The sequence below is a fragment of the Kitasatospora sp. NPDC088264 genome, assembly GCF_040685715.1.
Classification (GTDB): domain Bacteria; phylum Actinomycetota; class Actinomycetes; order Streptomycetales; family Streptomycetaceae; genus Kitasatospora.
In genome coordinates, this window is record NZ_JBFBIR010000037.1 from 25,752 (window position 1) to 48,422 (window position 22,671).

Sequence of the window (22,671 nt, forward strand, 5' to 3'; positions counted from 1 at the left end):
CGCGGGGGCGGGGGCTCCGGTTCACACCCGCGCGGCGCCGGCCAGCGCGGCGGCGAGGTCCGCGGCCAGCGCGTCCACCGCCTCGGCCGTGAAGGCGTGCTCGTTGTACCGCAGCCAGCAGCGCAGCGAGCCGTCCGGCTGCTCGGTGACGGCGAGCTCCGGCACGTGCCGGTCGCCGCCGGGCAGTGGGTACGGCACGGTGGCGTTGCGCGGCAGCTCCCACGCGGCGCACGCCACTCCGGGCAGCTGTGCCGGGGCGCTCCAGCTCTCGTACCGCAGCCAGGCGGCGAACGGGACCAGCGGGCTGAACTCGGCGAAGGGGTACAGCTGGTGGTCCAGCGCGGTGGTGGCGGCCGTGCGGACGCGGTCCAGCAGTTCGGCGAACCCGGGCTCCCCGGCGGCGTCCACCCGCAGCAGCAGCGACTGGACGAAGCAGCCGACCGCGCGTTCCGCCTCCGGCCTGGTGCGGCCGGGCACCGGGGTCATCAGGACGAAGTCCCGCTGTCCGCTGCGGGCGGCCAGCAGCCCGCTCCACACCGCCGCCATCGCGAGGAACGGGGTGGCCCCCAGCTCCGCCGCCCGGGCCCGCAGCGCGCCCGCCCGCTCGGTCGGCACCTCCAGCGTCCGGACGGCGCTCAGCACCACCTCGGTGTCCTGCCGCCCGGGGAACGGGTCGATCGCCGTGGGGGCGCCCGCGAGCGCCGTCGCGAAGTGCGCCCGGGTGGCCGGCCAGTGCGCGTTCGACCACTCCACCAGCTCCCGGTACGCCGGGCCGGGCCGGGCGGCCGGCGCCGGGCGGCCGCCGCGCAGCGCCGAGTACAGCACGCCCAGGTCGCGCAGCAGCACGCCCAGCGACCAGCCGTCGGCGACGATGTGGTGGACCGCCAGCATGACGACGTGGTCCCCGGGGCCCCGGCTCACCACGGCGAGCCTGGTCATCGCCCCCGAGGCCAGGTCGGTCAGCCGGTCGCGTTCGGCGACGAGCCGGGCCGACACCTCCGCATCGCTCGCGCCGGGGGCGTCCAGCAGCACCACGTCGGCGCGCGGCTCGTCGTCGAGCACGGCCCGCAGCACCCCCGGTTCGGCGTCCGGCACCGGGACGAACCTGGTGCGCAGCGCGGGGTGGCGGCGGATCGCCTGGTGGAGGGCGTCGGCCAGGGTGTCCGTCCGCAGCTCCTCCAGCACCCGGAACATCACCGCCACCGAGCCGACGTTGCGGCCCGCGGCCTCGGCCATCCAGCGCAGGAAGTTCTCCTGCTGCGCGGTGAGCGGGAGCTCGTGCGGCTGGGCGCGCAGCGAGCGCAGGAACGCCGTCGCCTCGGCCTCGACCGGCTCCACCGGCCCGGCGGAGCCGGTCGAGGCCGCCGCCTGCTCCAGCCAGGCGGCCTGGGCCCGCAGCGAGGGCCGCTCGAACACCAGGGCCGTACCGGCCGCCACGCCGAACTCGGCGGAGATCGCGGCGGCCAGCTGGACGGCCCGGAAGGAGTCCCCGCCGAGCGCGAAGAACTCCTCCTCCACGGCCCGGACCGGCCGCCCCAGCACGCCCCGCCACAGCTCGGCCAGCGCGCGCTCCCGGGCGGTGGCCGGTGCGGTGCCGGCGGTGGGCACGGGCTCCTCGAACCTGGCCCGGAGCCGGTGCTTGACGACCTTTCCGCTGGGGTTGCGCGGCAGCGAGTCCGTCACCAGCAGGCGTACGGGCAGTTCGGCCCGGGCGAGCCGCTCGCCGAGGAAGAGCCGCAGCCCGTCGAGGTCGATCCCGCCCGGGAGCGGGACCACGGCCGCCACCGGCACCTGGCCCATCACCGGGTGCGGCAGCCCGAGCGCGGCCGCGTCGGCGACCTGCGGGTGCTCGTGCAGCACCGCCTCGATGCGCAGCGTGGAGACCTTCAGCGCACCGGACTTGACGATGTCGCTCTCCCGGTCGACCAGGTGGAGGTAGCCGTCCCCGTCCAGTCGGCCCAGGTCGCCCATCCGCACCCAGCCGTCGCGGAACACGGCGCCGGAGTCCGCGCCGACGTACCCCCGGGGCGGGCCCGGCTGGCGCAGCCAGAGCTCGCCGGTGTCGCCGGGCGCGACGGGCTGCCCGGCCTCGTCCAGGATCCGCAGGTCGGCCGGGTCGGTGGGGCGGCCGACCGAACCGGGGCGGCCGGCGTCCACGATCGCGGAGATCTGGGCGGGGGAGGCCTCGGCGGAGGTGTAGGTGTTGACGACGGTCGCCTTGGGCAGGGCGGCGCAGAGCCCGGCGGCGACGGCGGGCGGGAGCGCGGCGGCCGAGGAGCTGACCAGGAGGACACTGCTCAGGTCCCGGCGCTCGGCGATCCCGGAGTTCAGCAGTTCCACCGCCATCGACGGCACCAGGAAGACGGTGCCCGCGCCGTACTCCTCGACCACCCGGCCGAACTCCTCCGCGTCGAAGCGCGGCAGGCAGATCGTGGCCGGCTGCGCGGTCAGCGCGTTCACCAGGACGACCTGGGCGGCGTTGGTCCCGATCGGGAAGGCGTGCACCGCGTAGCGCGAGTGCGCGTACGGGCGGGGGCGGGGGTTGAGGACGAGCCCGGCGGTCAGGCTGGCGTGCGCGGCCCGGACGCCCTTCGGGGTGCCGGTGGTGCCGGAGGTACCGATGATCTGGGCGAGGTCCCCGGGAGCGGCCCGATGCGGCGGTTCGGCGCCGCTGCCCTCGCCGTCACCGCTGCCCTCGCCGTCACCGCTGCCCTCGCCGTCACCGCTGCCCTCGCCGTCACCGCTGTTCTCCAGGTCGTCGAGGGTGAAGGTGGGCAGAGCGGTGTGCGGCCCGTTCCCGGCTATCGCCCAGCGCGCCCCCGCGGCGTCGACGAGCCGCGCGACGTCCGCCCCGGAGAGGTCCGCGCGGATCACCAGCCCCGCCGCGCCCGCGTAGTGCGCGGCCAGGAACGCCACGGCGTACGCGTCCCACTCCCGGTTGTCGAGCAGCAGCGCCACCCGGTCCCCGGGCCGTACCCCGGCCCGGGCCAGCCCGTGCGCGGCCCGCACCGCCCGTTCGCGCCACCGGCCGTAGGTGAGGCTGCCGCCGCCCGGCACCAGCAGCGCCTCCCGGTCGGGGTGCAGCGCCGCCCGGTGGTCCAGCAGGGCGGGGAGGGCGAGGGGCACGGGGACGGGGACGGGGACGGGCTGAGCGTTGATGACGACTCCCGGAGGGGCTGCTGACCGCTGAGTGATCCAGAACGTATCGGAGCAGTGAAGGAAGGCGCCAGATCCGTTCACATGTCGTCACGACCGCCCGTCGGCAGCGGGCGCGCGGACGGGACAATGACGGGCGTGACCGACGTGACGCTGAACCTCTGGCGCCGGCCCCTCGGCGCGGTACCGGCCGAGGTGTGGGACCGGACCGACCTGACCGTGCTCATCCTCGCCGAGACCGGCCTGACCGAACTGCCGCCCGAGGTCGGCGGGTTGCGACGGCTTCGCACCCTCGACCTCGGGCACAACCGGCTCACCGGCGTGCCCGCCGAACTGGGCGAGCTGACCGGGCTCGCCGACTTCCTCTACCTGCACGACAACGCGCTGACCGCGTTGCCGGCCGCGCTCGGCCGCCTCACCGCGCTGCGCTACCTCAACGTCGGCGACAACCGGCTCACCGAACTCCCCGCCACCATCGGCGACATGACCGCCCTGGTCGAGCTGCGCGTCCAGCACAACCGGCTCACGGCGCTGCCCGACCGCCTCGGCGAACTGACCGCCCTGCGTGAACTCTGGCTGTGCGGGAACCACTTGACCACCCTGCCGGACACCTTCGGCGGCCTCACCGCGCTGCGCGAACTCGAACTGCGGGACAACGCGCTCGCCGAGGTCCCGCCGGCGCTCGCCGGGCTGCCGCTGCTGCGCCGGCTCGACCTTCGGGGCAACCGGATCACCGAACTGCCGCACTGGCTGGCCGAACTGCCCGCACTGGAGAAGCTGGACCTGCGGTGGAACGAGGCGCGCCCCTCGCCGCGGCTGCTCGGCGCGCTCGACGCGCGCGGCTGCGCCGTCCTGTTCTGAGCGGCCGCGGATAAAGATCACCACGGCGGTCGGCGCCCTGTTATCGTGGATCGCATGAAGCGCGCTGCACTCGCCACGACGACGCCGGAGAGAGTCCCGGTGCGCTGACTGCTGACCTAGTCCGAAGCCCCGGGGCGAGTGCCCCGGGGCTTCGCCGTTTCCGGACCACTCGCCCGCCGACCCGAGTGGAGACCACCCCATGCACAACCACGCCGCGCACGACCACCCCGCGCACGACCACCGCAAGCTCGGCCGCGAACTCGACCTGTTCGACACCGACCCGCTGATGGGCTCCGGCCTGCCCTACTGGCTGCCCGACGGCGCCGCGATCCGGCACACCCTGGAGGAGTTCATCCGCGAGCGCGAGCGGCGGGCCGGCTACCGCCACGTGTACTCGCCGGTGCTCGGCAAGCGCGAGCTGTACGAGATCTCCGGCCACTGGGCGCACTACCGCGACGACATGTTCCCACCCATGGAACTGGGCTCGGAGGAGATGGTGCTCCGGCCGAGCCTCTGCCCGCACCACGCCCTGATCTACCGCTCCCGACCTCACAGCTACCGGGAACTCCCGCTGCGGATGGCCGAGTTGGGTGGCATGTACCGCTCCGAACTGTCCGGCGTGCTGGGCGGGTTGACCAGGGTCCGGGCGATCCAGCTGAACGACGCGCACGTGTTCTGCACCCCGGAGCAGGCCGCCGACGAAGCCGTCGCCGCACTGGAGCTGATCCGCGCGGCACACCGCGCGCTCGGCATCGAACCGGTCCGCTACCGGCTCTCGCTGCCCGGCGCGGGCGGCAAGTACGTGGCGGATCCGGCCCTCTGGGAGCGGGCCACCGCGCTGCTCACCGACGTGCTGGAACGCTCCGGCGTGCCGTTCGAGGCCGCGGAGGGCGAGGCCGCCTTCTACGGACCGAAGATCGACGTGCAGATCGCCGACGGCGCCGGGCGCGAGTTCACCCTCTCCACCGTGCAGATCGACTTCCACCAGCCCGAGCGCTTCGGCCTGCACTACATCGGCCCGGACGGCGCGAAACACCGGCCGGTGATGGTCCACCGCAGCGTGATCGGCAGCGTGGAGCGGGTGGTCGCCCACCTCATCGAGCTGTACGGCGGCGCGTTCCCGGCCTGGCTCGCCCCGGCGCAGGTGGTGCTGCTGCCGGTCTCCGAGGGCGAACTGCCGCAGGCCGAGCGGCTCCGGCGGCGCTGCCTCGACCTCGGGTTGCGCGCCGAGGTCGCCGGGCCCGGGCACGGCAGCCTGGGCGCCCGGATCCGGGCGGCGCGCCTGGTGCCGTACCAGGCCGTGATCGGGGCCAAGGAGGCCGTGGACGACCGGGTCGCGCTGCGGCTGCGGGACGGCCGCCGGCTCGAACCGCTGCCCGCGGAGGAGGTGTGGGCCAGGATCGGCGCGCTGGTGGCGGCGTGCAGCGCCGACCTCTGGGCGGACGACCCCGCGCGCCGGCCGGGCGTGGCGGCTCAGTAGGACTGGAGCTCGATCAGATGGCCGTCCGGGTCCCGCAGGTGGGCGCTGCGCAGGTCCGGGCCCCACTGGGGCCGGTCGGTCGGGCCGACGACCGGGGTGCCGCCGTGGCGCAGGCAGAGGGCGAACGCGTCGTCCACGGAGGCCACCCTGAAGACCAGCATCGCGGCGTCCTGGGCGGGGGCGGCCGGGCGTTCGGGCAGGCCGGTGGTGCCCAGGGCGGCGGCCATCGCGGCGCGGTCGAAGAGCACCAGGACGGCCTGCCCGTCGACGTCCCAGTTGGCGTAGGGGCCGTCGGGGGCGCCCTTGACCAGGGCGGCGCCGGTGAGGGGCGGCAGGACCGCCCGGTAGAACCCGAAGCACTCGGCGAAACGGGTCACGAGCAGGCGGGGATACAGGGCGTCCACGGTCGAAGCTCCCGGGCTCGAGGATTCAGCGGGTCGGATCAGTCCGATATTGGTGGGTCGGCACCCACTATAGGGACGAACCCTAGACTGACGCCATGGCCCCAGAACCCCCGCTCCCCGAATCCCCGCTGCCCGCCCCTTCCCTGCCCGCCCCTTCCCTGCCCGCTCCTTCCCTGTCCGCTCCCTCCCTGCCGCCGACGCTGCTCGACCTCAGCACCTACCTGCTCTCCCGGATCGGCCGGACGGCACGGGGCCGTCTCGCCGAGCAGCTCGCCGAACACGGCCTCCGGCTCTGGGACATGGCCGTGCTGGCCGCGCTCGCCGACTTCGGGCCGCACGCCCAACGGGACCTGGTCCAGCGGCTGGGCATCGACCCGAGCGACCTCGCCAAGGTCGCCGACCAGCTGGCCGCCGCCGGGTACGTCGAGCGCGTCCGCGACGTGGCGGACCGGCGGCGGGTCTCGGTGTCGGTCACCGGCGCCGGGCGGGCGCTGCTCGCGGAGCTGGACGCCCGGGCGCGCGCGGTGCAGGACGAGGTGCTGGCGCCGCTGGACGCGCGGGAGCGGCAGTTGCTGCACGGCCTGCTGCTGCGCGTCCACCAGGGACACCAGGGGCCGGGGGAGCGGCGCGGCCTCTGAGGCCCGCTCAGCCGGTCGGCCCGGGGCGGCGGGCACCGGCGAACTCGCCGGCCCAGCGCGGGACGTCGAGGACGTGCTCGACCCGGGCGACCGGCGTCCCGGTGCGCTCGGCGTGGATCATCGCGCCGTCGCCGACGTGGATCCCGACGTGGTGCAGCGGCGCGTCCGGGCGGGAGAAGAACAGCAGGTCGCCCGGGGCGAGGGCGTCACGCTCCACCGGGGCACTGCGGTGGAACTGGGCGACGGTGTAGTGCCCGAGCTCGACCGTGCCGTGGCTGGCCCGGTACCAGCAGTAGAGGGACAGGCCGCTGCAGTCGAAGCCGACCGTGCTCTCGCCCATGCAGACGCCGTCCAGGTAGCCGTTCTCGTCGTCGCAGAAGCCGAGGCTCGCCCCCAGCCGGTCGCCGCCGCCCCAGGCGTACGGCACGCCGAGCTGGGCGGTGGCCACCTCGGCGACCCGGCGGCCCAGGGCGGCGGACGCGGGCGCCGGGGTGTCCGACCGGGTTGTCGCGGTCGCGGCCGCGACCGGAGCGAGGGTCGGGACGAGCCCCGCCCCGAGTGCCAGGCCGAGCATCCGGCGCCGGCGGACCCCGGAGGCCTCGTCGCGGTACGGCGGTCGGGATTCCATGGGTGACCTCCTGGTGTCGGCGTGGCGTCGGCGCGTGCGGGTGGCGGCCACCAGGATTCCGGCCGGGCGGGTCGGCCCGCCATCACCCGCAACGGTGAATCGTGGACGCAACGGGCCCGTGGCGGACGGGAAAGCGCTGGTAAATGGTTTGACGGTCGTTCAGGAGAGGCCAACGATGGGCGCGAACGTTCGGCCGCGACCCTTCGGAGTGCCCCTTGAACAGCGCAGTCAAGCTGATCCGCAGCTCCCGCCTCACCCCGGCCGTCGACTACGCCTACGCGGCCCTGGTCGACGCCCCGGCCCGTTCGCTCTGGCTCGCCGGCGCCTGCCCGCTCGACGCGGAGGGGCGGACGGTCGCCGTCGGCGACTACGCGGGCCAGGCGCACCAGGTGATGCGGAACCTGATAACCGTGCTGGAGGACGCCGGTGCCGGGCTGACCGACGTCGCCCGCACGACGGTGTACGTGGCCTCCGCCGACCAGGCCGACCTGGTCGCGGTGTGGGACGTGTACCGCGCCTACATGGGGGAGCACGACGCCCCCAGCACGCTGCTGGGGGTGTCGGTGCTCGGCTACGACGACCAGCTGGTGGAGGTGGAGGCGGTGGCCGTCCTGCCGTGACGCCTTCCGGCCTCCCGGTGTCCGGATTAGGAAACCGATCGTTCGGTTTTTCCCCGGATAGGTGAGGTGTGGCGGCGGTGCCGCTTTCGGTCGTCCGGCGAAGGAGCGGCGGCCCGTAGGCGAAATGCGGAGGATGCGGGCGGGAGGGGAGAAGCGTTTGAGGCGATTCCCCGACATCATCTTGTCGTCCGTAGGCCACCGGTAGCTAAGATACGGGGTGTTTGGTTTTGTTTTCCGGGAGCTCTGGGTGGGGTGGTTGCGGTGGTTCGGCAGGAGCGGGCGGTCCGGACGCGTCGGCTGATCCTGGAGGCGGCGGCGTCGGTCTTCGACGAGTTCGGCTACGAGGGCGCCACCATCGGCGAGGTGGTCGCGCGGGCCGGTGTGACGCGTGGTGCGGTGTATTTCCATTTCGCCTCCAAGCGGGATCTGGCCCAGGGCGTCGTCGAGGAGCAGTTCGTCCAGGACGGTGTGCCCGAACGGGTCTGCAAACTCCAGGAGTTCGTGGACACCGGGATGGTGGTGGCGTATCTGATGCCACGTGATCCGCTGCTGAGCGCGGGGGCCCGGCTCTCGCTGGGCCAGGACGTCTTCGACGACCTCGGCGGCGGCGCGATCCCCGGCTGGATCAGCCGGCTGGAGGCGCTGCTGGTCGCGGCCGGCGAGCGGGGTGAACTGCTGCCGCACGTCGTCCCGGCCGACACCGCGTGGCTGGTCACGGCGGCGTGGACGGGTGTGCAGATCCAGTCGCAGAAGCTGTCCGGGCGCGCGGACTTGGAACGGCGGGCCGCCGGGCTGTTCCAGCACCTGATGCCGAGCATCACGGTGCCGGGTGTGCTCGGCTCGCTGCAGATGGGCCCGGACCGCGGTGCCCAGGTGGTCGCCGAGGTGGCGGCCGCCCGCGCGGCGGCGGAGGGCGCCGGGGCGCAGGGCGGGGCGCGGTCGGCCGCCCGGCCGGTCGCGGTCGCGGTCGCGGACGAGGTCGGTGTGGGCTGACGGTCCGGCACCGGCCGGAAATCGCTTCGGCTGGTGCGGAGTTGACCAGGGCTCGGTGGCCCCCTGTGCACGGGGGCGTCCGGGCGGTGGTCGGCCCGGTGGTCGGTCCGACGGTCGGCCGACCGGCGGTGCGCGCGGAGTGCGGGCGAATTGGTGGCGGCGCGGGATCCACGGGGGTCCGACGCCGCCTTCGGTTTGCCCGCACTCCGCTGCGCGTGGTGGCCGGTTCGTGGCGCAGGGTGGCCGCCGCGCCCGTCCGTCCGAGTCGGGCCGCCCATTCCTAGAAACAAACAGCACGTTCGGTTTTGTATTGACAAACCGCGCGTCCTGTTTTTGACTGGTGACAGTCGCCCTAGGGGTGTCGACCCGGGTGCCGGCCGCGGCGGATCGGCCTGCGGCGTTCCGTGTGATTGGGGTGGTCATCGTGGAAATTCGGGTGCTCGGGGCGTTGGACGTCCGGGTGTGCGGGGTGTCGGTGGTGCCATCGGCGCCGAAACCGCGGCAGGTGCTGGGGCTGCTGGCCCTGCGGGCCGACCAGGTGGTGTCGGCCGGGGTGCTGGCCGAGGAGCTGTGGTCGGGCCGCCCGCCGCGCAGCGCGCGCACGACGGTGCAGACGTACGTGCTGCAACTGCGCGACATGATCGACCGGGCGCTCGGGCAGGTCGCCCCGGCGGCAGGGGTCTCCTGCGCCAAGGACGTGCTGGTGACCTCGCCGGGCGGCTACATGCTGAACAGCGGCGGCGGGTTGACGGACGTCCGGGAGTTCGAGCGCCTGGCCGGCATGGGCTACCGGGCCATGGACGGCGACGACCACCCGCTGGCCGCCCGGATGCTCGGCGAGGCGCTCGGCCTGTGGCGCGGTCCGGCCTTCGCCGACGTCCTGGCGGGTGGCCAACTCGCCGTCGAGGCCAAGCGGTTGGAGGAGACCCGGCTCTGCGCGCTGGATCAGCGGATCGAGGCCGACCTGCGGCTGGGCCGCCACCGCGTCCTGCTCGCCGAACTCACCGTCCTGGTCGACCGCTACCGCACCCACGAGAGCCTGCACGGCCAGTACATGATCGCCCTGCACCGCTCCGGCCGACGGGGCGAGGCCCTGGAGGCCTACCAGCGCCTGCGCAACACCCTGGTACGGGAGTTGGGCATGGAGCCGTCCACCGGACTGCGACGGCTCCAGCGCTCCATCCTGCTGGCCGGCCCGGAGCGGCCCGAGCGCCCCGAGCGTTCGGAGCGCCCGGAGCGCGAGGCGGCCGCGACCGCTTCGCCGGAGGGGTCCGTGGCCCGGTTCACCCGGGTCGGCTGAGGACGCGCGGCAGGCGCCGTCGCTGCCGGGGCGCTGCTCGTGTGTGGTCGGAACGTGCTCGTCGTTGTGAGGGGTGTGGGTCGGGTGGTGCAGGAGAGGTCGGAACGGACACGCGGACGGCTGGTCGAGGCGGGGGCGGTGCTGTTCGACCGCTGCGGCTATGCGGGGGCCACGCTCGGCGAGATCGCCGGCGCCGCGGGAGTGACGAAGGGTGCGCTCTACTTCCACTTCGCGTCCAAGGAGGAGCTGGCGCAGGCGGTGTTCCAGCGGGCCGAGCGCTCGCTGCGGGGCGCCTGCGGCGGTTTGCGGGCCACTTCCTCCCCCCTGCAGACGCTGATCGACGTGGGCTACTGGCTGGTCGACGCCCTGGGGTCGGACGCGGTGGTCCGGGCGGCGTTCCGCCTCGGCCGGGAGGGCGGCTGGCAGTCGAGGACCGCCGCGTTCGCTCCCGCCACGTCCGCCCCCGGCGCGCCGGTCGCGGGCGTGCGGGGCTTCCACGGCGTCTGGGCCGGTGTCGTCCGGGAGTTGCTGACCGGTGCCCGGCGCGCGGGCGAGCTGCGCGACCGCTCGGGCGATCCCGGCCCGGAGACCCTGGTGGTGGCGGCAGCCTGCGGGCTGGAGGTCGTCTTCGGTGACGGCTGCCCGGGCGAGGAGCGCGCCCGCCGGGTCGGCGCCCTGTGGGAGTGGCTGCTGCCCTGCCTCGTCCCCCCGGGCTCCTCAAGCGCCTACCGGACCAGGCCGCTGACGTCGCTGCCGGGCTGAGCAGGCGGTGCAGGGGCGGACAGGCGGGGTGCCTCGTGCGGCGCGCCCCGCCCCGGGCCGGTCACGCCGTGTGGAGGCGCTCCGCCAGGCCGGCGGCCGTGAAGGCGGCCACCAGGTCGTCTCGGTCCTCGGTGAAGTGGGCCCAGCTGTCGTGGTGGACGAGGACGACCCGGCGGGCGTCGAGGATCGCGGCGGCCTCGGCGGCCTGGGCGCTGTCCAGGACGATGGGCGCGCCGTCGAAGAGGGCGGCGAAGCGGGGAGCCCCGGCGAAGAGGATCGCGGTGTCCACGGGGGCGAAGCGTTCGGCGATCTCCCCGACGGCGGGGAGGGAGGCGTTGTCCCCGCTGACGTAGACGGTGGGCAGCCCGTCCCCGGTCAGGACGAAGCCGACGACCTGGCCGGTGGCGGCCTCCACCTCCTCGCGGGCCCCGGGCCCGTGGAGGGCGGGCACGCCGGTCACGGTGAGGGTGCCGCCGCCGGGGCGGTCCAGCGTGACCGACTCCCAGTCGGCCAGTCCCCGGGCCGTGCCGCCGAGGCGCAGGCCGCCGCCGGGGGTGGTGAGGGTGAGCGGGACGTCGGCCAGCAGGGCCCGGCCGGAGTGGTCGAGGTTGTCGGGGTGCTCGTCGTGGGAGAGCAGGACGACGTCGACGCGGCCGGCGTCGGCGGGGCTCCCGGAGGAGGGCGCGGTCTTGGTGAGGAGCGGGCCGCCCGGCCGCTGGTAGTCGCCCGGGCCGTCGAAGGTCGGGTCGGTGAGGAAGCGCAGGCCTCCGTACTCGAAGAGGGCGGTCGGGCCGCCGAAGAGGCGGACGGGGAACTGCTCGACGGTCGTGTCGGAAGAAGCCATGGTGAAGCACACCTCACGGTTGAGATCGGTTTATCCGTGAGGAAAGCTAGCCGGTTCTCACGGATGATCGCAAGCGCTACCATGAGACTCATGACGGACGCCGCGGACACCGCCACCGACGAGACCGCCGTGCCACCCGCGCCGGGCGAGCAGCAGCACTCCTCGCTCGCCCTGGTCAACAGCACCGTCACGCTGCCCGGCGGACACGTCGTCGACCGCCTCGGCACGCCGGCCGCCGCCGGCCGGTGGCTCCTGGAGCACGGCCTCGCCCCGGCCGACGCGGGCCTTCAGGAGATGTGCACGGCGCAGGTGCGCTCGATGCGCGAACAGGTCAGGACGCTGTTCGCCGCCCGCGTCGCGGAGCTGCCCGCACCCTCCTCCGCCCTGGCCGCCGTCAACGACGCCCTGACCCGCCTGCCCACGGCCCGGCTGCTGCGGTGGGACGACGGCAGCGGCCCCTACCGCGCGGCCCCCCACCCCACCACCGAGATCGTCGACCACGCCCTGGCCGCCCTCGCCGCCGACGCCGCCGACCTGCTCACCGGGCCCGAAGCGGCCCGTCTCACCGCCTGCGGCTCCACCCCGTGCACCCGGTACCTCCTCCGGCACGGCCGGCGCCACTGGTGCTCCACCCGCTGCGGCGACCGCGCCCGCGCGGCCCGCGCCTACGCCCGGCGCACCCGGCCCCAGCCCGACTGACCGGGCCGGCGCCCTCGACCGGCGCCCTCGCCGACGGCCCTGGTCGGCACCCCTGGCCGGTGCGGGCCGCACCCCCCGGGCCCGGTCCGTGCGAGCCGCGTTCGAACGGGCCGAATGTCAGTGCGGCTCGCCATGATGGCGGTATGAAGGACGCAGCCACCCTGGCCCCTCCCGCCGCCCTGGCCTCCCCTCAGGCCTACGCCGACGCCGTCGCCGCCGCCGTACGGGCCGCCGCCGCGTACTACGCCGACGGCTCCGCCCCGCTCGGCGACGACGAGTACGACGCCCTGGTGCGGGCGATCGAGGCCTACGAGCACGAGCACCCGGACGAGGCGCTGCCCGAGTCGCCCACCGGCAAGGTGGCCGGCGGCGCGGCGGTCGGCGACGTCCCGCACAGCGCGCCGATGCTCTCCCTCGACAACGTCTTCTCGGCCGAGGAGCTGGAGTCCTGGGCGGCCGGCCTGGAGCGCCGGCTCGGCCGGCCGGTCGCCGCCTGGTGCGTCGAACCGAAACTGGACGGCCTCGCCGTCGCCGCCCGCTACCGGGCCGGCCGGCTCACCCAGGTGCTGACCAGGGGCGACGGCCTGGCGGGGGAGGACATCACCGCCGCCGCCGACGCCGTGCTCGGCCTGCCCGCCCGGCTCGCCGAACCGGTCGACGTCGAGCTGCGCGGCGAGGTGCTGCTCACCCACGAGCAGTTCGAGCAGGCCAACGCCGTCCGCACCGCGCACGGCGCCACCCCGTTCGCCCACCCGCGCAGCGGCGCGGCCGGCACCCTGCGCGCCAAGGACCGCGCCTACCGCGTCGAACTCACCTTCTTCGCCTACGACGCCCTCGGCCTGCCCGGCCTCGACCACGCCGACCTGCTCGCCCGGCTGGCCGTCCTCGGTGCCAACACCGCCGCCAGCACCGATGCCGCGCCGCGCCGCTGCGCGACCCTCGCCGAGGCACAGCAGCGGATCGACGAGATCGCGGGCCTGCGCGCCGCGCTGCCCTTCGGGATCGACGGCGTGGTGGTGAAGGCGGACGCGGTGGCCGACCAGGAGGCGGCCGGGTCCGGCTCCCGCGCGCCGCGCTGGGCGGTGGCCCGCAAGCTGGCGGCGCAGCACAAGGTCACCCGGCTGCTCGGCGTCGAGTGGAACGTCGGCCGCACCGGGATCATCGCGCCCCGGGCCGTCCTCGAACCGGTGGTGATCGACGGCGTCACCGTCACCTACGCGACCCTGCACAACCCGGCCGACATCGGGCGCCGCGGGCTGATGATCGGCGACCAGGTGTTCGTCTACCGGGCCGGCGACGTGATCCCGCGGGTCGAGGCGCCCCTGGTCGACCAGCGCACCGGCGCCGAGCAGCCGATCGCCTTCCCCGAGGTCTGCCCGCGCTGCGGCGACGCCATCGACACCTCCGAGCAGCGCTGGCGCTGCGTGCGCGGCCGGGCCTGCCAGGCGGTCGCCTCGGTGATCTACGCGGCCGGGCGCGACCAGCTCGACATCGAGGGCCTCGGCGGCACCCGCGCCGTCCAACTGGTCGAGGCCGGGCTGGTCGGCGACCTCGCCGACCTGTTCACCCTCACCCGGGAGCAGCTGCTCACCCTGGAGCGGATGGGCGACACCAGCGCCGACAACCTGCTCGCCGCGATCGAGACCGCCCGCAGCCGCCCGCTGAACCGGGTGTTCTGCGCCCTCGGCATCCGCGGCACCGGCCGGACGATGTCCCGCCGACTCGCCGCGCACTTCGGCAGCATGGCCGCGATCCGCGCCGCCGACGTCGCGGCGCTGGCCGGCGTGGACGGTATCGGCGTCGAGAAGGCCGCCGTGATCGTCGCCGAACTCGCCGATGTGGCACCGCTGTTGGACCGGCTCTTGGCGCAGGGCGTCGGCACGGCGGTGACCGAGCCGACGGCTCCCGCCGACCGGGCCGCGGACGGCGGCGCGGCGGCTGCGGACGACACCGCGGCGGGCCCGCTGGCCGGCCAGAGCGTGGTCGTCACCGGCAGCATGACCGGAGCCCTCGCCGAGCTCTCCCGCAACGCGATGAACGAGCTGATCGAACGCGCCGGCGGCAAGGCCTCCTCGTCGGTGTCCAAGCGCACCACCCTCCTCGTCGCGGGCGAGAAGGCCGGCTCCAAGCGTGCCAAGGCGGAGGAGCTCGGAGTGCCCGTCATGACCCCGGAGGAGTTCGCCGCCCTGGTCGCCGAGCAGCTCGGCTAGGCCGGCCGCGGCCGGCCAACCGGCCGGACAGCCGGACAGGACCTGGGCCCGGAAGGCCAGTTGATCGCCCGCGCCAAGGGTGCGGTAGGGTGGCCGACGCCGTGTACGACCGCGACTCAAGGAGGTGAGCCCCATTACCGGTATGTCCGAGCGGGTGCTCCCGGAGCGCGGCCGTGCGGGCGCGTCGCGCGCGTAGCGCGGACGCGTCGGCGCGGTGTCGGCCCTTGCGGGAGCCCTGACGGAGTCGTTCGTCCTCCTCCCGATTCCCCCAAGGGGTCATCTTGTCGGTTTTTGCCTCCGCAGCTCTCCGTTCCTCGGTCGTCGCCCGGCTGCGTGCCGCCGGTTGCGTGTTCGCCGAGGACGAGGCGCGGGTCCTGCTCTCCGCCGCCGCGACACCGGCCGACCTGGCCGTGATGGTCCGGGCCCGGGCCGAGGGCCGGCCGCTGGAACACGTCGTCGGCTGGGCCGAGTTCGCCGGGCTGCGGATCGCCGTCGACCCGGGCGTGTTCGTGCCGCGCCGCCGCAGCGAGTTCCTGGCCGCCACGGCCACCGAGCTCACCGGCCCGGGCGCCGTGGTCGTCGACCTCTGCTGCGGCAGCGGCGCCCTCGGCGCCGCCGTGGCGGCCACCGCCGCGCACCCGGTCGAGCTCTACGCGGCCGACGTCGACCCGGTCGCCGTCCGCTGCGCCCGCCGCAACCTCACCGGGCCCGGGGCCCCGGTCTTCGAGGGCGACCTGTTCGTCGCGCTGCCCGCCGCCCTGCGCGGCCGGATCGACGTCCTGCTCGCGAACGTCCCGTACGTCCCCAGCGCCGACATCGCGCTGCTGCCGACGGAGGCCCGGCTGCACGAGGCCCGGCCGGCGCTGGACGGCGGCGCCGACGGTCTGGACGTGCTGCGCCGGGTGGCCGCCGAGGCGCCGCACTGGCTGGCCCCGGGCGGGTCGCTGCTGTTCGAGACCAGCGAACGGCAGACCCCGACGGCCCTGGCCGTCGCCCGCGCGGCCGGCCTCGACGCCGTCGACGCCTGGTGCGAGGACCTGGATGCGACGGTCGTCACCGCGACCCTGCGCTGACGGGGCCGCAGCCCGCCCCCGCCCCCGCCTCCCGCCTCCTGCCTCCCGGTGGCAGGGGCGGGCCCGGCGGCCGGCTGGGCGCTCACAGCTCGCGGATCTCACGCCTGGTCAGCGCGTACCCGAACGCGCCCGTCAAACAGAGCCCGGTCGTCGCGAACACCCCCCGGCTCCCGAAGGCGTCCACCGCCGCGCCGGCCGCGATCACCGAGATCGGGAAGACTCCCAGCGCGCAGAAGGTGACGGCCGCCATGACCCGGGCCAGCAAGGCGGGCGGGGTGCTCTTCTGCACGCCGGTGACGATCAGGACGTTGGTCACCGTGCTGGCGCCGCCGGCCAGGCAGAGCAGCAGCACGGCGCCGACGAGGCCGGTGAACGGCACCAGCCCGATCGCCGTACCCATCACCAGACCGGAGAGCATCGCCGTGCGGCCCCGCGAGCGCACCTCGGTGAGGCCGGCCGCGAACAGGCCGCCGACCAGCGCACCGCCGGTGAACGCGGCCAGCAGCAGGCCCAGCCCGACGGCACCGGCGCCGAAGCCGTGGGTGGCCAGGGTCGGTAGGGCGACACGGGTGGCGCCGCCCACCGTCAGGTTCGCGATCACCGTCACCGTCAGCACCGCGCGCAGCAACGGCGACTCCCGCAGCAGGCCACGGAAGTTCTTCGGTACGGAGGCACGTTCGGAAATCGGGCTGGCGGGTGCGACGAGGCTGCCGCGACCGATCAGCAACAGCGTGGCCGCCGACACGGCGAAGGTGGCCGCGTCCAGGCCCAGTGCGGCGGCCGGGCTGAGCCAGGCGACCAGCGGGCCGGCCAGCGCCGGACCGAGCAGACCGGCGCCGAAGGTGACCGTACTGTTCAGTGCGTTGCCCGCATGCAGGTCCTCGGAGGGCAGCAGGGTCGGGGTGATCGCCCAGGCGGCCGGCAGGAACACCCCTGCTCCGAGGCCGACCAGCAGCGCGAGCCCGCCGATCAGCCAGAAGTTCGCCGCCCCGCCGGCGGCGATCGCGCACAGCCCGGCGGTGGCGAGCAGTCGGCCGAGGTCGGCGGCCAGCATCACCCGGCGGGCGCCGAACCGGTCGGCGAGCATCCCGCCGAGCGGGGTGGCGGCCAGCCGTCCCGCGCCGTAGGCGGCGACCACCAGACTCAGCTGGCGGGCGCCTCCGGCGAGGGAGTAGACCAGCAGCGGCAGGGCGACCACCTGGAACGCGTTGCCGAACTCCGAGGTGCCCTGCCCGATCACCAGCAGCCGGAAGCCCCGCGCACGCAGGGGCGCGACGCTGATCCGGGGGCGGAACCGCAACAGCCCCGCCGCGCCGCCTGCTCGCGCGCCGCCCGTCCCCGTGCTGCCCGTCCCCGTGCTGCCCGTCTCCGCGTTGTCCGTCCCCGTATCGCTTGCTCCCGCGCCGCTAGCCATCGAGCGAGACCGGCAGCGACTCCAGGCCGCGCAGCATGATCGTGTTGCGCCAGGGCAGGGTCTCCTCCGCGGCGGCCAGCTCGATCCGCGTGAAGCGCTCCAGCAGGCCGGTCAGCGCGACCTCGCTCTCCAGCTTGCCGAGGAAGGAGCCGAGGCACCGGTGCAGGCCCTGCCCGAAGGCCAGGTGGCCCGGATCGCCCCGGTCCAGGATCAGCCGGTCGGGATCGGTGAATCGGGCCGGGTCCCGGTTGGCCGCGCCGAGCGAGAGCAGCACCAGCTCGTCCGCCGGGATCTCCACGTCGTCGACCATCACGTCGGCGTTCGTGAACCGCAGCGTGGCCATGCTCACCGGAGACTCGTAGCGGAGGAACTCGTCGATCGCGACCGGCATCGCCGCCGGGTTGGCGCGCAACCAGGCGAGCTGGTCGGGGTGGTGGAGCAGCGCCAGGGTGGCGGTGCCGAGCAGGTTGACGGTGGTCTCGTGGCCGCCGATCAGCAACAGGAAGACCATCGAGAACACTTCCCGCTCGGTGAGTTCACCGGCGTCACAGGCCTGCACCAGGTCGGTCAGGATGTCCGCGCTCGGCGAAGCCCGCCGGGCCGTCATCAACTCGCGCAGGTAGTCGTTCAGTTCGGCGGTGGCCTGGTCGAAGGTCATGTCGCCGCCCTGGGTGAGGATCGCCGTCGACCAGGTGCGGAAGGCCTGCATGTCCTCCGGCGGGAAGCCCAGCAGCTCACAGATGATCATGATCGGCAGCGGGAAGGCGAAGTCCGTCACCAGGTCGGCGGCCTCCCGCCCGCGCAGCCCGTCCAGCAGGCCGCCGGCGATGCGCTCGACCAGCGGTCGCATCAGATCGACCCGCCGGCGGGTGAAGACGCCCTGGATCAGCCGGCGCAGCCGGGTGTGGTCCGGCGGGTCGCTGTTGAGCATGTGGACCACCTCCGAACCGAGCGTCAGGCCGGAGCCCCGCCCGCTCGCGATGGCCTGGCTGCGGCGGACGTCCTGCCCGAAGCGCGGGTCCATCAGCGCGGCCCGGACGTCCTGGTAGCGCGTCACCAGATAGACCGGCAGGCCCTCGCCGAACTCCACGACGGAGACCGCGCCGGCCTCGCGGATCCGGGTGAGCGTGGGGTAGGGGTCGCGGATGAAGGCGGACATCCGCGCGGCGGCGTCGTCGACCGCGGTGGTCATGGATCACTCCTCGGGCTCGAACTCCGGCAACTACACGGTCAGCGACGGGAAGGGCCAGCGGCGCACCCGCATGGGCAGGAACCAGGCGCGGCCGGCCTGCTCGGCGATCAGGCCGGCCGCGGCGAAGTCCCGGTGGACGGCGTCCGGCAGCCGGCCGACCTCGACGCCCTCGGCCAGCGCCTCGACCTGCGCCAGGTGGCCCGGCTCGTCGATGGTGAACAGCTCCAGCGTCCCGAACCGGCGGTCGCGCACCTCGACGAAGCCGGGGCCGCGCCGGAAGACGCACTTGCTCGGGTAGTACGTGGCGCGCCAGTCGGCGACGACGTCCTCGGGGCCGCCGGTCAACTGCTCGGGTGGGTACAGGTGGTGGAACCGGCGCTGTGCCGCGCAGCCGTCCGTGCAGTCGGCCTGCCAGAGCACGGCCAGCCCCTGCCCGGTCGCCTCGCGCAGCAGCATCAGCGCCCGCGCGGAGGCCGCCGGCGCGTCCGCGCAGAGCCGCACCGGCTCGGTCAGCCGCAGGCAGCGGACCCCGGCGCGGTGCAGTTCGGTGACCTCCGCCTCCGCCGGGCCGGACAGGGTGCGGTGGCCGAGCGCGAAGCCCGGCAACTCCCGGGCGTCGGGGTCGTAGTCGAGCCAGAGCTCGACCTCCGGGCCGGCCGCGCGCCAGGAGGCGGCATCGGTCCTTCCCACAATGGTCCTTTCCGCAACGGTCCTTCCGGCATCGGTCCTTCCGGCATCAGTCCGTTCAGCCGATCGTGACGGCATCGAGCACCTCCTCGGCGCCAGGGCGGGCGGCGGCGGGGCCGTGCCGGTGCTGCATCCGCATCAGCACCTGGTTGTCGGACTCGACGGCGACCTGGAGGAAACCGTCCCCGTCGTGGAACAGCAGGCCCAGCGCGGTGAAGCGCTCCAGCACCGGCTCGACCGCCGCCGCGCCGCCGGGGACCTTGGCGGCCAGCGCGGCGGTCGAGCGGGGCTGGTTCAGCAGCCGGAAGGCGGCGAGCTCCACCGGATCGGTCAGCTCGACCACCCGCCAGTCGTACCCGGGGCGGGTGTTGACGAGCGCGATCCGCCCGCCCGCGTCCCGGTAGCTGAGCCGGCTGTCGGGGAACCGCGCGATCCAGGTGCCCACCGCCGCGCTCAGCCGCTCCGCGAGGTCGCCGCCGATCCCGCGCGGCGGTGCGCTGAACACGTAGGCCAGTTCGGCCAGTTCGCTCTCCGGCAGGCGGTAGGTCGCGCCGTACTGGAAGGCCGGTCGGGTGATCGCGAAGCCCAGCTCGGGGCGGTCGAAGTACGGGCTGAACCGCTCGATCGCGATCCGGCCCGCTCCGGTCGGCGGGTCCAGGTGGTGCAGCACGGGCAGTTGGCGGATCACCGACTCGTAGTCGGCCGGCTGCTCGCCCGGGAAGCCGTAGAGGTAGTTCCAGCTCACCGACACTCCGGCGCTCTGCGCGTCCCGCAGCGCGCGGACGTTCTGGCAGCCCGTCACCCCCTTGTCCATGATCCGCAGGACCCGGGTGCTCAGGCTCTCGATGCCGGGCTGTACCTGGGCCGCGCCCGAGTCGCCGAGGAGTTGGAACTGGTGGCGGCGCAGGTTGGCCTTGATCTCGAAGTGCAGCCGCAGATCCACCGGGAGCTCGGCGAGCGACTTCAGGACGGTGTCGAAGTAGCCCATGTCCAGGATGTTGTCGACCACGTAGACGTCCAACAGCTGGTGGCGTTCGGCGAGCGTGAGCACCTCGGTGAGGAAGTCGGCCGGCGGCTTGGAGCGGAACTCCATCGAGGAGCCGTTGAGCCCGCAGAAGGTGCAGTGGTGCTTCTCGCCCCACCAGCAGCCCCGGGAGCCTTCGACGACCAGCTTGGGATCGACCCAGCCGGCCGCGACGGAGGCGTCGAGCCGCTCGTAGAAGCCGTCGTAGCGGGGCGCCAGGATCGCCGCTGGCGGCAGCGGACGCCTCGTCATCTCGTTGGCCGTCGACTTCCCGGAGCCGTCCCGCCAGCACAGCCCGGGGACGGCGGAGAGGTCGCCGCCTTCCAGGAGTGCCGGGAAGGCGGCCTCGCCCTCGCCGCGCACCACGTAGTCCAGGAAGGGGAAGTTGCGGTGCAGCGCGGCGCCCTGCGGACCGTCGCAGTTCGCGCCGCCGAACACCGTGCGCACCTGCGGGCACCGCTGCTTGAGCAGCCTCGCGGCGGCGAGGCTCGCCGTGTTCTGCTGGAAGGTGGTGGTGAAGCCGACCAGGTCCGGTGGGTCGGCGGCGAGTTCGTCGACCAGTCGGGCGATGAACGCGGGGGCGATCGCGCGGGTGGCCCGGGTCAGTGCGATCTCCTGCTCGCTCGCACCGCTGGTGGCCAGGTACTCGAAGTAGGCCGCGAACTCGCCGTCGCTGTCGTCGATGTCGACCTCGATGTCGCCCTCGACGCCGGGGGCCGGGCCGTCGTCACCGTACAGCGCACCGGCGAACGCCCAGTCGCCCGCGCCCTGGAAGTAGGACTTCTCGGAGAAGTACTGGTAGTCGTCCACGCCGAAACCCGCGGTCTCGGCGGCCCAGTCCACGAAGTCCAGGTTGGCGTACCGCACTTCGACCTGGTGGTCGGCGCGTGCGGCGGCGGTGTGCATGATCCCGAGCGCCAGCGACGGCACGTCGATCGCGCCCCAGGGCATGTGCAGCAGGACGATACGCATGGTGGCCACTTCTGTTGATCGCCGGCGGTCGATGAGGTGTCGCTCCGGGGCACCGCAGGCGCCCCGGAGCGACGGAGAATCACTTGCCCTTGGTCTCCGGCTTCGGCTTCGGCTGCCCCTTGAGGGCAGGCGCGACCACCGCGGCCTTGGTGATGTCGAGTGCGAAGGCCTGGACCACCACGGCGCCCCGGTCACGCTCCGGGGTGCTGATCGGGTCGTTCTGAATGCTGCGTCGCTTCATGGATGTTCACCTCCTTCCACCAGTTCGGCGGGTACCTCGGGGCGGTCGCCCCGGGGTGGCAGGGGGAGCGGTGCCGGCCAGGCGTGCTCGGCGAACCGGACCATCGTGGCCAGCACCGATCGGTGGTCGGCGGTCCGGCGGCTGTAGTGGCCGCCGTCCACCCAGAGCAGCTCGTGCGGCACCGCCAGCCGGCGCAGGTCCGCGGCGTACCGGGCGACCTGGTCGGGCGGGCACCGCTCGTCGGTCCGCGAGGCGACCAGCAGGACGGGCGAGCGGACCTGGTGCACGTACGATCTCGGGTCGGCCGCGCGGTAGCGCTCGGGAACCTCGTCCGGGGTCCCGCCGAAGAGCTGCCGATCGAGCGCGCGCAGTGCGGGGGTGGTGGTGCGGTAGGCGGCGGGGTAGTCCGCGATCGGCTGAGCGGCCATGCCGAGTGACCACAACTCCGGCTGCGCGCCCATCGCCAGCAGGGTCAGGTAGCCGCCCCACGAGAATCCGCACAGGCCGGTGCGCTCCGCGAGCGCCGTACCGTCGGCGACCAGCTCCGTGCGGACGGCGGCCAGGTCCTCGATCTGCGCCAGCCCGACCCGGTGGCCGTACTCGTGCTGCCAGCGGGCGCCGTAGCCGGTGGAGCCGCGGTAGTTGGTGCGCACCACCGCGTAGCCACGGCCGACCAGGGCGTTCACCCGCGGGTCGTAGGAGTCGCGGTCGTGGGTGGCGGGGCCGCCGTGGACCAGGAAGAGGGTCGGCCACGGGCCCTCGCCGACCGGGGTGCTGACGAAGCTGTGGATCCGCCCGTACGGCCGGGGCGTCCAGCGCCGGCTGCGGGAGGTGTCGCCCCGGTCCGGGTCGAGGCCCTGTCCGGGGTGGTGCGCAGCCTCCGTGCCGGGGCGCAGTACCAGCGGGCGGGGCGGTGTCGACTCCCGGCTCCAGACGCAGTGCAAGGTGCCGTCCGGAGCGCAGGACAGGTCGTGGATCGTGCCGCCGGGCGTGCTGATCTCCCGGACGGGCGGGGCCTGTTCCGCCGGTCCTTGCCGTGCGGCTCCCTGCGGCGTCACCCGCTGCCGCGTCGCCCCCTGTCCCTCCGGCGGGTCGAGGTCGGCGAGGAGCAGCCGGCTCCGCCCGGCCCGCTCGTGCTGGATCAGCACCTCGCGCGGCCCCCGGTACCAGCCGGCCGATATCTGCGAGTCGAACGACAGCCCCGGGTACCTGCGCAGTCCCGTGCCGGCCCGCCAGGTCGCGACGGTGTACCGCTCGTCCTCCTCGACCACCAGCAGCAGCTCCGGTTCGAGTCCCGCGAGCGGGTTGAACTCGATCGGCCAGAGCCGTAGTCGGCGGTTTCCGGCGATCCGCAGCGGACCGTCCGCCTGCGCGTCCGCCTGCGCGTCCGCCTGCGCGTCCGCCTGCGCGTCCGCCTGCGCGTCCGCCTGCGCGTCCGCCTGCGCGTCCGCCTGCGCGTCCGCCTGCGCGTCC

General features: G+C 74.5%; 20 protein-coding genes. 10 read left to right on the top strand and 10 right to left on the bottom strand.

Annotated elements, in window-relative coordinates:
• Positions 1-21: 21 nt before the first annotated feature.
• Positions 22-3,126: an AMP-binding protein gene (locus tag AB0O82_RS25325; RefSeq protein WP_363586243.1), complete on the bottom strand. Its 3,105-nt coding sequence runs from the start codon at positions 3,124-3,126 to the stop codon at positions 22-24.
• Positions 3,127-3,285: 159 nt separating this feature from the next.
• Here AB0O82_RS25325 and AB0O82_RS25330 point away from each other — a divergent pair, with 159 nt between their 5' ends.
• A complete protein-coding gene (locus AB0O82_RS25330) occupies positions 3,286-4,017 on the top strand; it encodes a leucine-rich repeat domain-containing protein (protein WP_363586244.1) in 732 nt (243 codons plus the stop codon).
• A 199-nt stretch (positions 4,018-4,216) separates the two neighbouring features.
• Positions 4,217-5,497 carry a threonine--tRNA ligase gene (gene thrS, locus AB0O82_RS25335; protein WP_363586245.1) on the top strand — a complete coding sequence of 427 codons (1,281 nt, stop codon included), beginning with the start codon at positions 4,217-4,219 and terminating at the stop codon, positions 5,495-5,497.
• On the opposite strand, the gene AB0O82_RS25340 is transcribed toward thrS, so the two are convergent.
• Positions 5,491-5,901, bottom strand: a complete 411-nt coding sequence (locus AB0O82_RS25340; protein WP_363586246.1) for a VOC family protein — start codon at positions 5,899-5,901, stop codon at positions 5,491-5,493. The genes thrS and AB0O82_RS25340 overlap by 7 nt on opposite strands.
• 95 nt (positions 5,902-5,996) lie before the next feature.
• On the opposite strand from AB0O82_RS25340, the gene AB0O82_RS25345 reads away from it, so the two are divergent.
• Positions 5,997-6,539: a MarR family winged helix-turn-helix transcriptional regulator gene (locus AB0O82_RS25345; RefSeq protein ID WP_363586247.1), complete on the top strand. Its 543-nt coding sequence runs from the start codon at positions 5,997-5,999 to the stop codon at positions 6,537-6,539.
• A 7-nt stretch (positions 6,540-6,546) separates the two neighbouring features.
• Here the strand turns inward: AB0O82_RS25345 and AB0O82_RS25350 are convergent, their stop codons facing one another.
• Positions 6,547-7,167, bottom strand: coding sequence for an NlpC/P60 family protein (locus tag AB0O82_RS25350; protein ID WP_363586248.1), 621 nt, complete (start codon positions 7,165-7,167; stop codon positions 6,547-6,549).
• Between the two features lie 215 nt (positions 7,168-7,382).
• Here AB0O82_RS25350 and AB0O82_RS25355 point away from each other — a divergent pair, with 215 nt between their 5' ends.
• From AB0O82_RS25355 to AB0O82_RS25370, 4 genes are all read left to right on the top strand, one after another.
• Positions 7,383-7,787 (top strand): RidA family protein, encoded by a 405-nt coding sequence (locus tag AB0O82_RS25355; RefSeq protein ID WP_363586249.1) that lies wholly within the window; start codon positions 7,383-7,385, stop codon positions 7,785-7,787.
• 261 nt (positions 7,788-8,048) lie between these two features.
• Complete coding sequence (locus tag AB0O82_RS25360; RefSeq protein WP_363586250.1) at positions 8,049-8,780, top strand: ScbR family autoregulator-binding transcription factor; 732 nt, start codon at positions 8,049-8,051, stop codon at positions 8,778-8,780.
• A gap of 424 nt (positions 8,781-9,204) precedes the next feature.
• Positions 9,205-10,080 (top strand): AfsR/SARP family transcriptional regulator, encoded by an 876-nt coding sequence (locus tag AB0O82_RS25365; protein WP_363586251.1) that lies wholly within the window; start codon positions 9,205-9,207, stop codon positions 10,078-10,080.
• Positions 10,081-10,164: 84 nt separating this feature from the next.
• Positions 10,165-10,842 carry a ScbR family autoregulator-binding transcription factor gene (locus tag AB0O82_RS25370; RefSeq protein ID WP_363586252.1) on the top strand — a complete coding sequence of 226 codons (678 nt, stop codon included), beginning with the start codon at positions 10,165-10,167 and terminating at the stop codon, positions 10,840-10,842.
• A 61-nt stretch (positions 10,843-10,903) separates the two neighbouring features.
• On the opposite strand, the gene AB0O82_RS25375 is transcribed toward AB0O82_RS25370, so the two are convergent.
• On the bottom strand, positions 10,904-11,686 hold the full coding sequence (locus AB0O82_RS25375) for an MBL fold metallo-hydrolase (protein WP_363586253.1): 783 nt from the start codon (positions 11,684-11,686) through the stop codon (positions 10,904-10,906).
• A gap of 90 nt (positions 11,687-11,776) precedes the next feature.
• Here AB0O82_RS25375 and AB0O82_RS25380 point away from each other — a divergent pair, with 90 nt between their 5' ends.
• The 3 genes from AB0O82_RS25380 (at position 11,777) to AB0O82_RS25390 (ending at position 15,668) form a co-directional block, all read left to right on the top strand.
• Positions 11,777-12,385, top strand: coding sequence for an ABATE domain-containing protein (locus AB0O82_RS25380; RefSeq protein ID WP_363586254.1), 609 nt, complete (start codon positions 11,777-11,779; stop codon positions 12,383-12,385).
• A 143-nt stretch (positions 12,386-12,528) separates the two neighbouring features.
• Positions 12,529-14,595, top strand: a complete 2,067-nt coding sequence (ligA, locus tag AB0O82_RS25385) for an NAD-dependent DNA ligase LigA (protein WP_363586255.1) — start codon at positions 12,529-12,531, stop codon at positions 14,593-14,595.
• A 278-nt stretch (positions 14,596-14,873) separates the two neighbouring features.
• Positions 14,874-15,668 (top strand): putative protein N(5)-glutamine methyltransferase, encoded by a 795-nt coding sequence (locus tag AB0O82_RS25390; protein ID WP_363586287.1) that lies wholly within the window; start codon positions 14,874-14,876, stop codon positions 15,666-15,668.
• Between the two features lie 82 nt (positions 15,669-15,750).
• On the opposite strand, the gene AB0O82_RS25395 is transcribed toward AB0O82_RS25390, so the two are convergent.
• The 6 genes from AB0O82_RS25395 to AB0O82_RS25420 all read right to left on the bottom strand — a co-directional run.
• A complete protein-coding gene (locus AB0O82_RS25395) occupies positions 15,751-16,968 on the bottom strand; it encodes an MFS transporter (protein ID WP_363586256.1) in 1,218 nt (405 codons plus the stop codon).
• A 106-nt stretch (positions 16,969-17,074) separates the two neighbouring features.
• Positions 17,075-18,274 carry a cytochrome P450 gene (locus tag AB0O82_RS25400; RefSeq protein ID WP_363586257.1) on the bottom strand — a complete coding sequence of 400 codons (1,200 nt, stop codon included), beginning with the start codon at positions 18,272-18,274 and terminating at the stop codon, positions 17,075-17,077.
• Positions 18,275-18,304: 30 nt separating this feature from the next.
• A complete protein-coding gene (locus tag AB0O82_RS25405) occupies positions 18,305-18,964 on the bottom strand; it encodes a DUF5825 family protein (RefSeq protein ID WP_363586258.1) in 660 nt (219 codons plus the stop codon).
• Between the two features lie 55 nt (positions 18,965-19,019).
• Positions 19,020-20,957 carry a RiPP maturation radical SAM C-methyltransferase gene (locus AB0O82_RS25410; protein WP_363586259.1) on the bottom strand — a complete coding sequence of 646 codons (1,938 nt, stop codon included), beginning with the start codon at positions 20,955-20,957 and terminating at the stop codon, positions 19,020-19,022.
• Positions 20,958-21,036: 79 nt separating this feature from the next.
• A complete protein-coding gene (locus AB0O82_RS25415; RefSeq protein WP_363586260.1) occupies positions 21,037-21,198 on the bottom strand; it encodes a hypothetical protein in 162 nt (53 codons plus the stop codon).
• Positions 21,195-22,671: prolyl oligopeptidase family serine peptidase (locus AB0O82_RS25420; protein WP_363586261.1), on the bottom strand; the 1,477-nt coding region annotated here is incomplete at its 5' end. The genes AB0O82_RS25420 and AB0O82_RS25415, both read right to left, overlap by 4 nt.

What these genes read in the sequence shown, in the direction of transcription:
- AB0O82_RS25330 (WP_363586244.1), top strand. Translation starts at nt 3,286, where the DNA reads ATGACGGGCGTGACCGACGTGACGCTGAACCTCTGGCGCCGGCCCCTC.
- ligA (WP_363586255.1), top strand. Translation starts at nt 12,529, where the DNA reads ATGAAGGACGCAGCCACCCTGGCCCCTCCCGCCGCCCTGGCCTCCCCT.
- AB0O82_RS25380 (WP_363586254.1), top strand. Translation starts at nt 11,777, where the DNA reads ATGACGGACGCCGCGGACACCGCCACCGACGAGACCGCCGTGCCACCC.
- AB0O82_RS25415 (WP_363586260.1), bottom strand. Translation starts at nt 21,198, where the DNA reads ATGAAGCGACGCAGCATTCAGAACGACCCGATCAGCACCCCGGAGCGT.
- AB0O82_RS25375 (WP_363586253.1), bottom strand. Translation starts at nt 11,686, where the DNA reads ATGGCTTCTTCCGACACGACCGTCGAGCAGTTCCCCGTCCGCCTCTTC.
- AB0O82_RS25400 (WP_363586257.1), bottom strand. Translation starts at nt 18,274, where the DNA reads ATGACCACCGCGGTCGACGACGCCGCCGCGCGGATGTCCGCCTTCATC.
- AB0O82_RS25345 (WP_363586247.1), top strand. Translation starts at nt 5,997, where the DNA reads ATGGCCCCAGAACCCCCGCTCCCCGAATCCCCGCTGCCCGCCCCTTCC.
- thrS (WP_363586245.1), top strand. Translation starts at nt 4,217, where the DNA reads ATGCACAACCACGCCGCGCACGACCACCCCGCGCACGACCACCGCAAG.
- AB0O82_RS25410 (WP_363586259.1), bottom strand. Translation starts at nt 20,957, where the DNA reads ATGCGTATCGTCCTGCTGCACATGCCCTGGGGCGCGATCGACGTGCCG.
- AB0O82_RS25350 (WP_363586248.1), bottom strand. Translation starts at nt 7,167, where the DNA reads ATGGAATCCCGACCGCCGTACCGCGACGAGGCCTCCGGGGTCCGCCGG.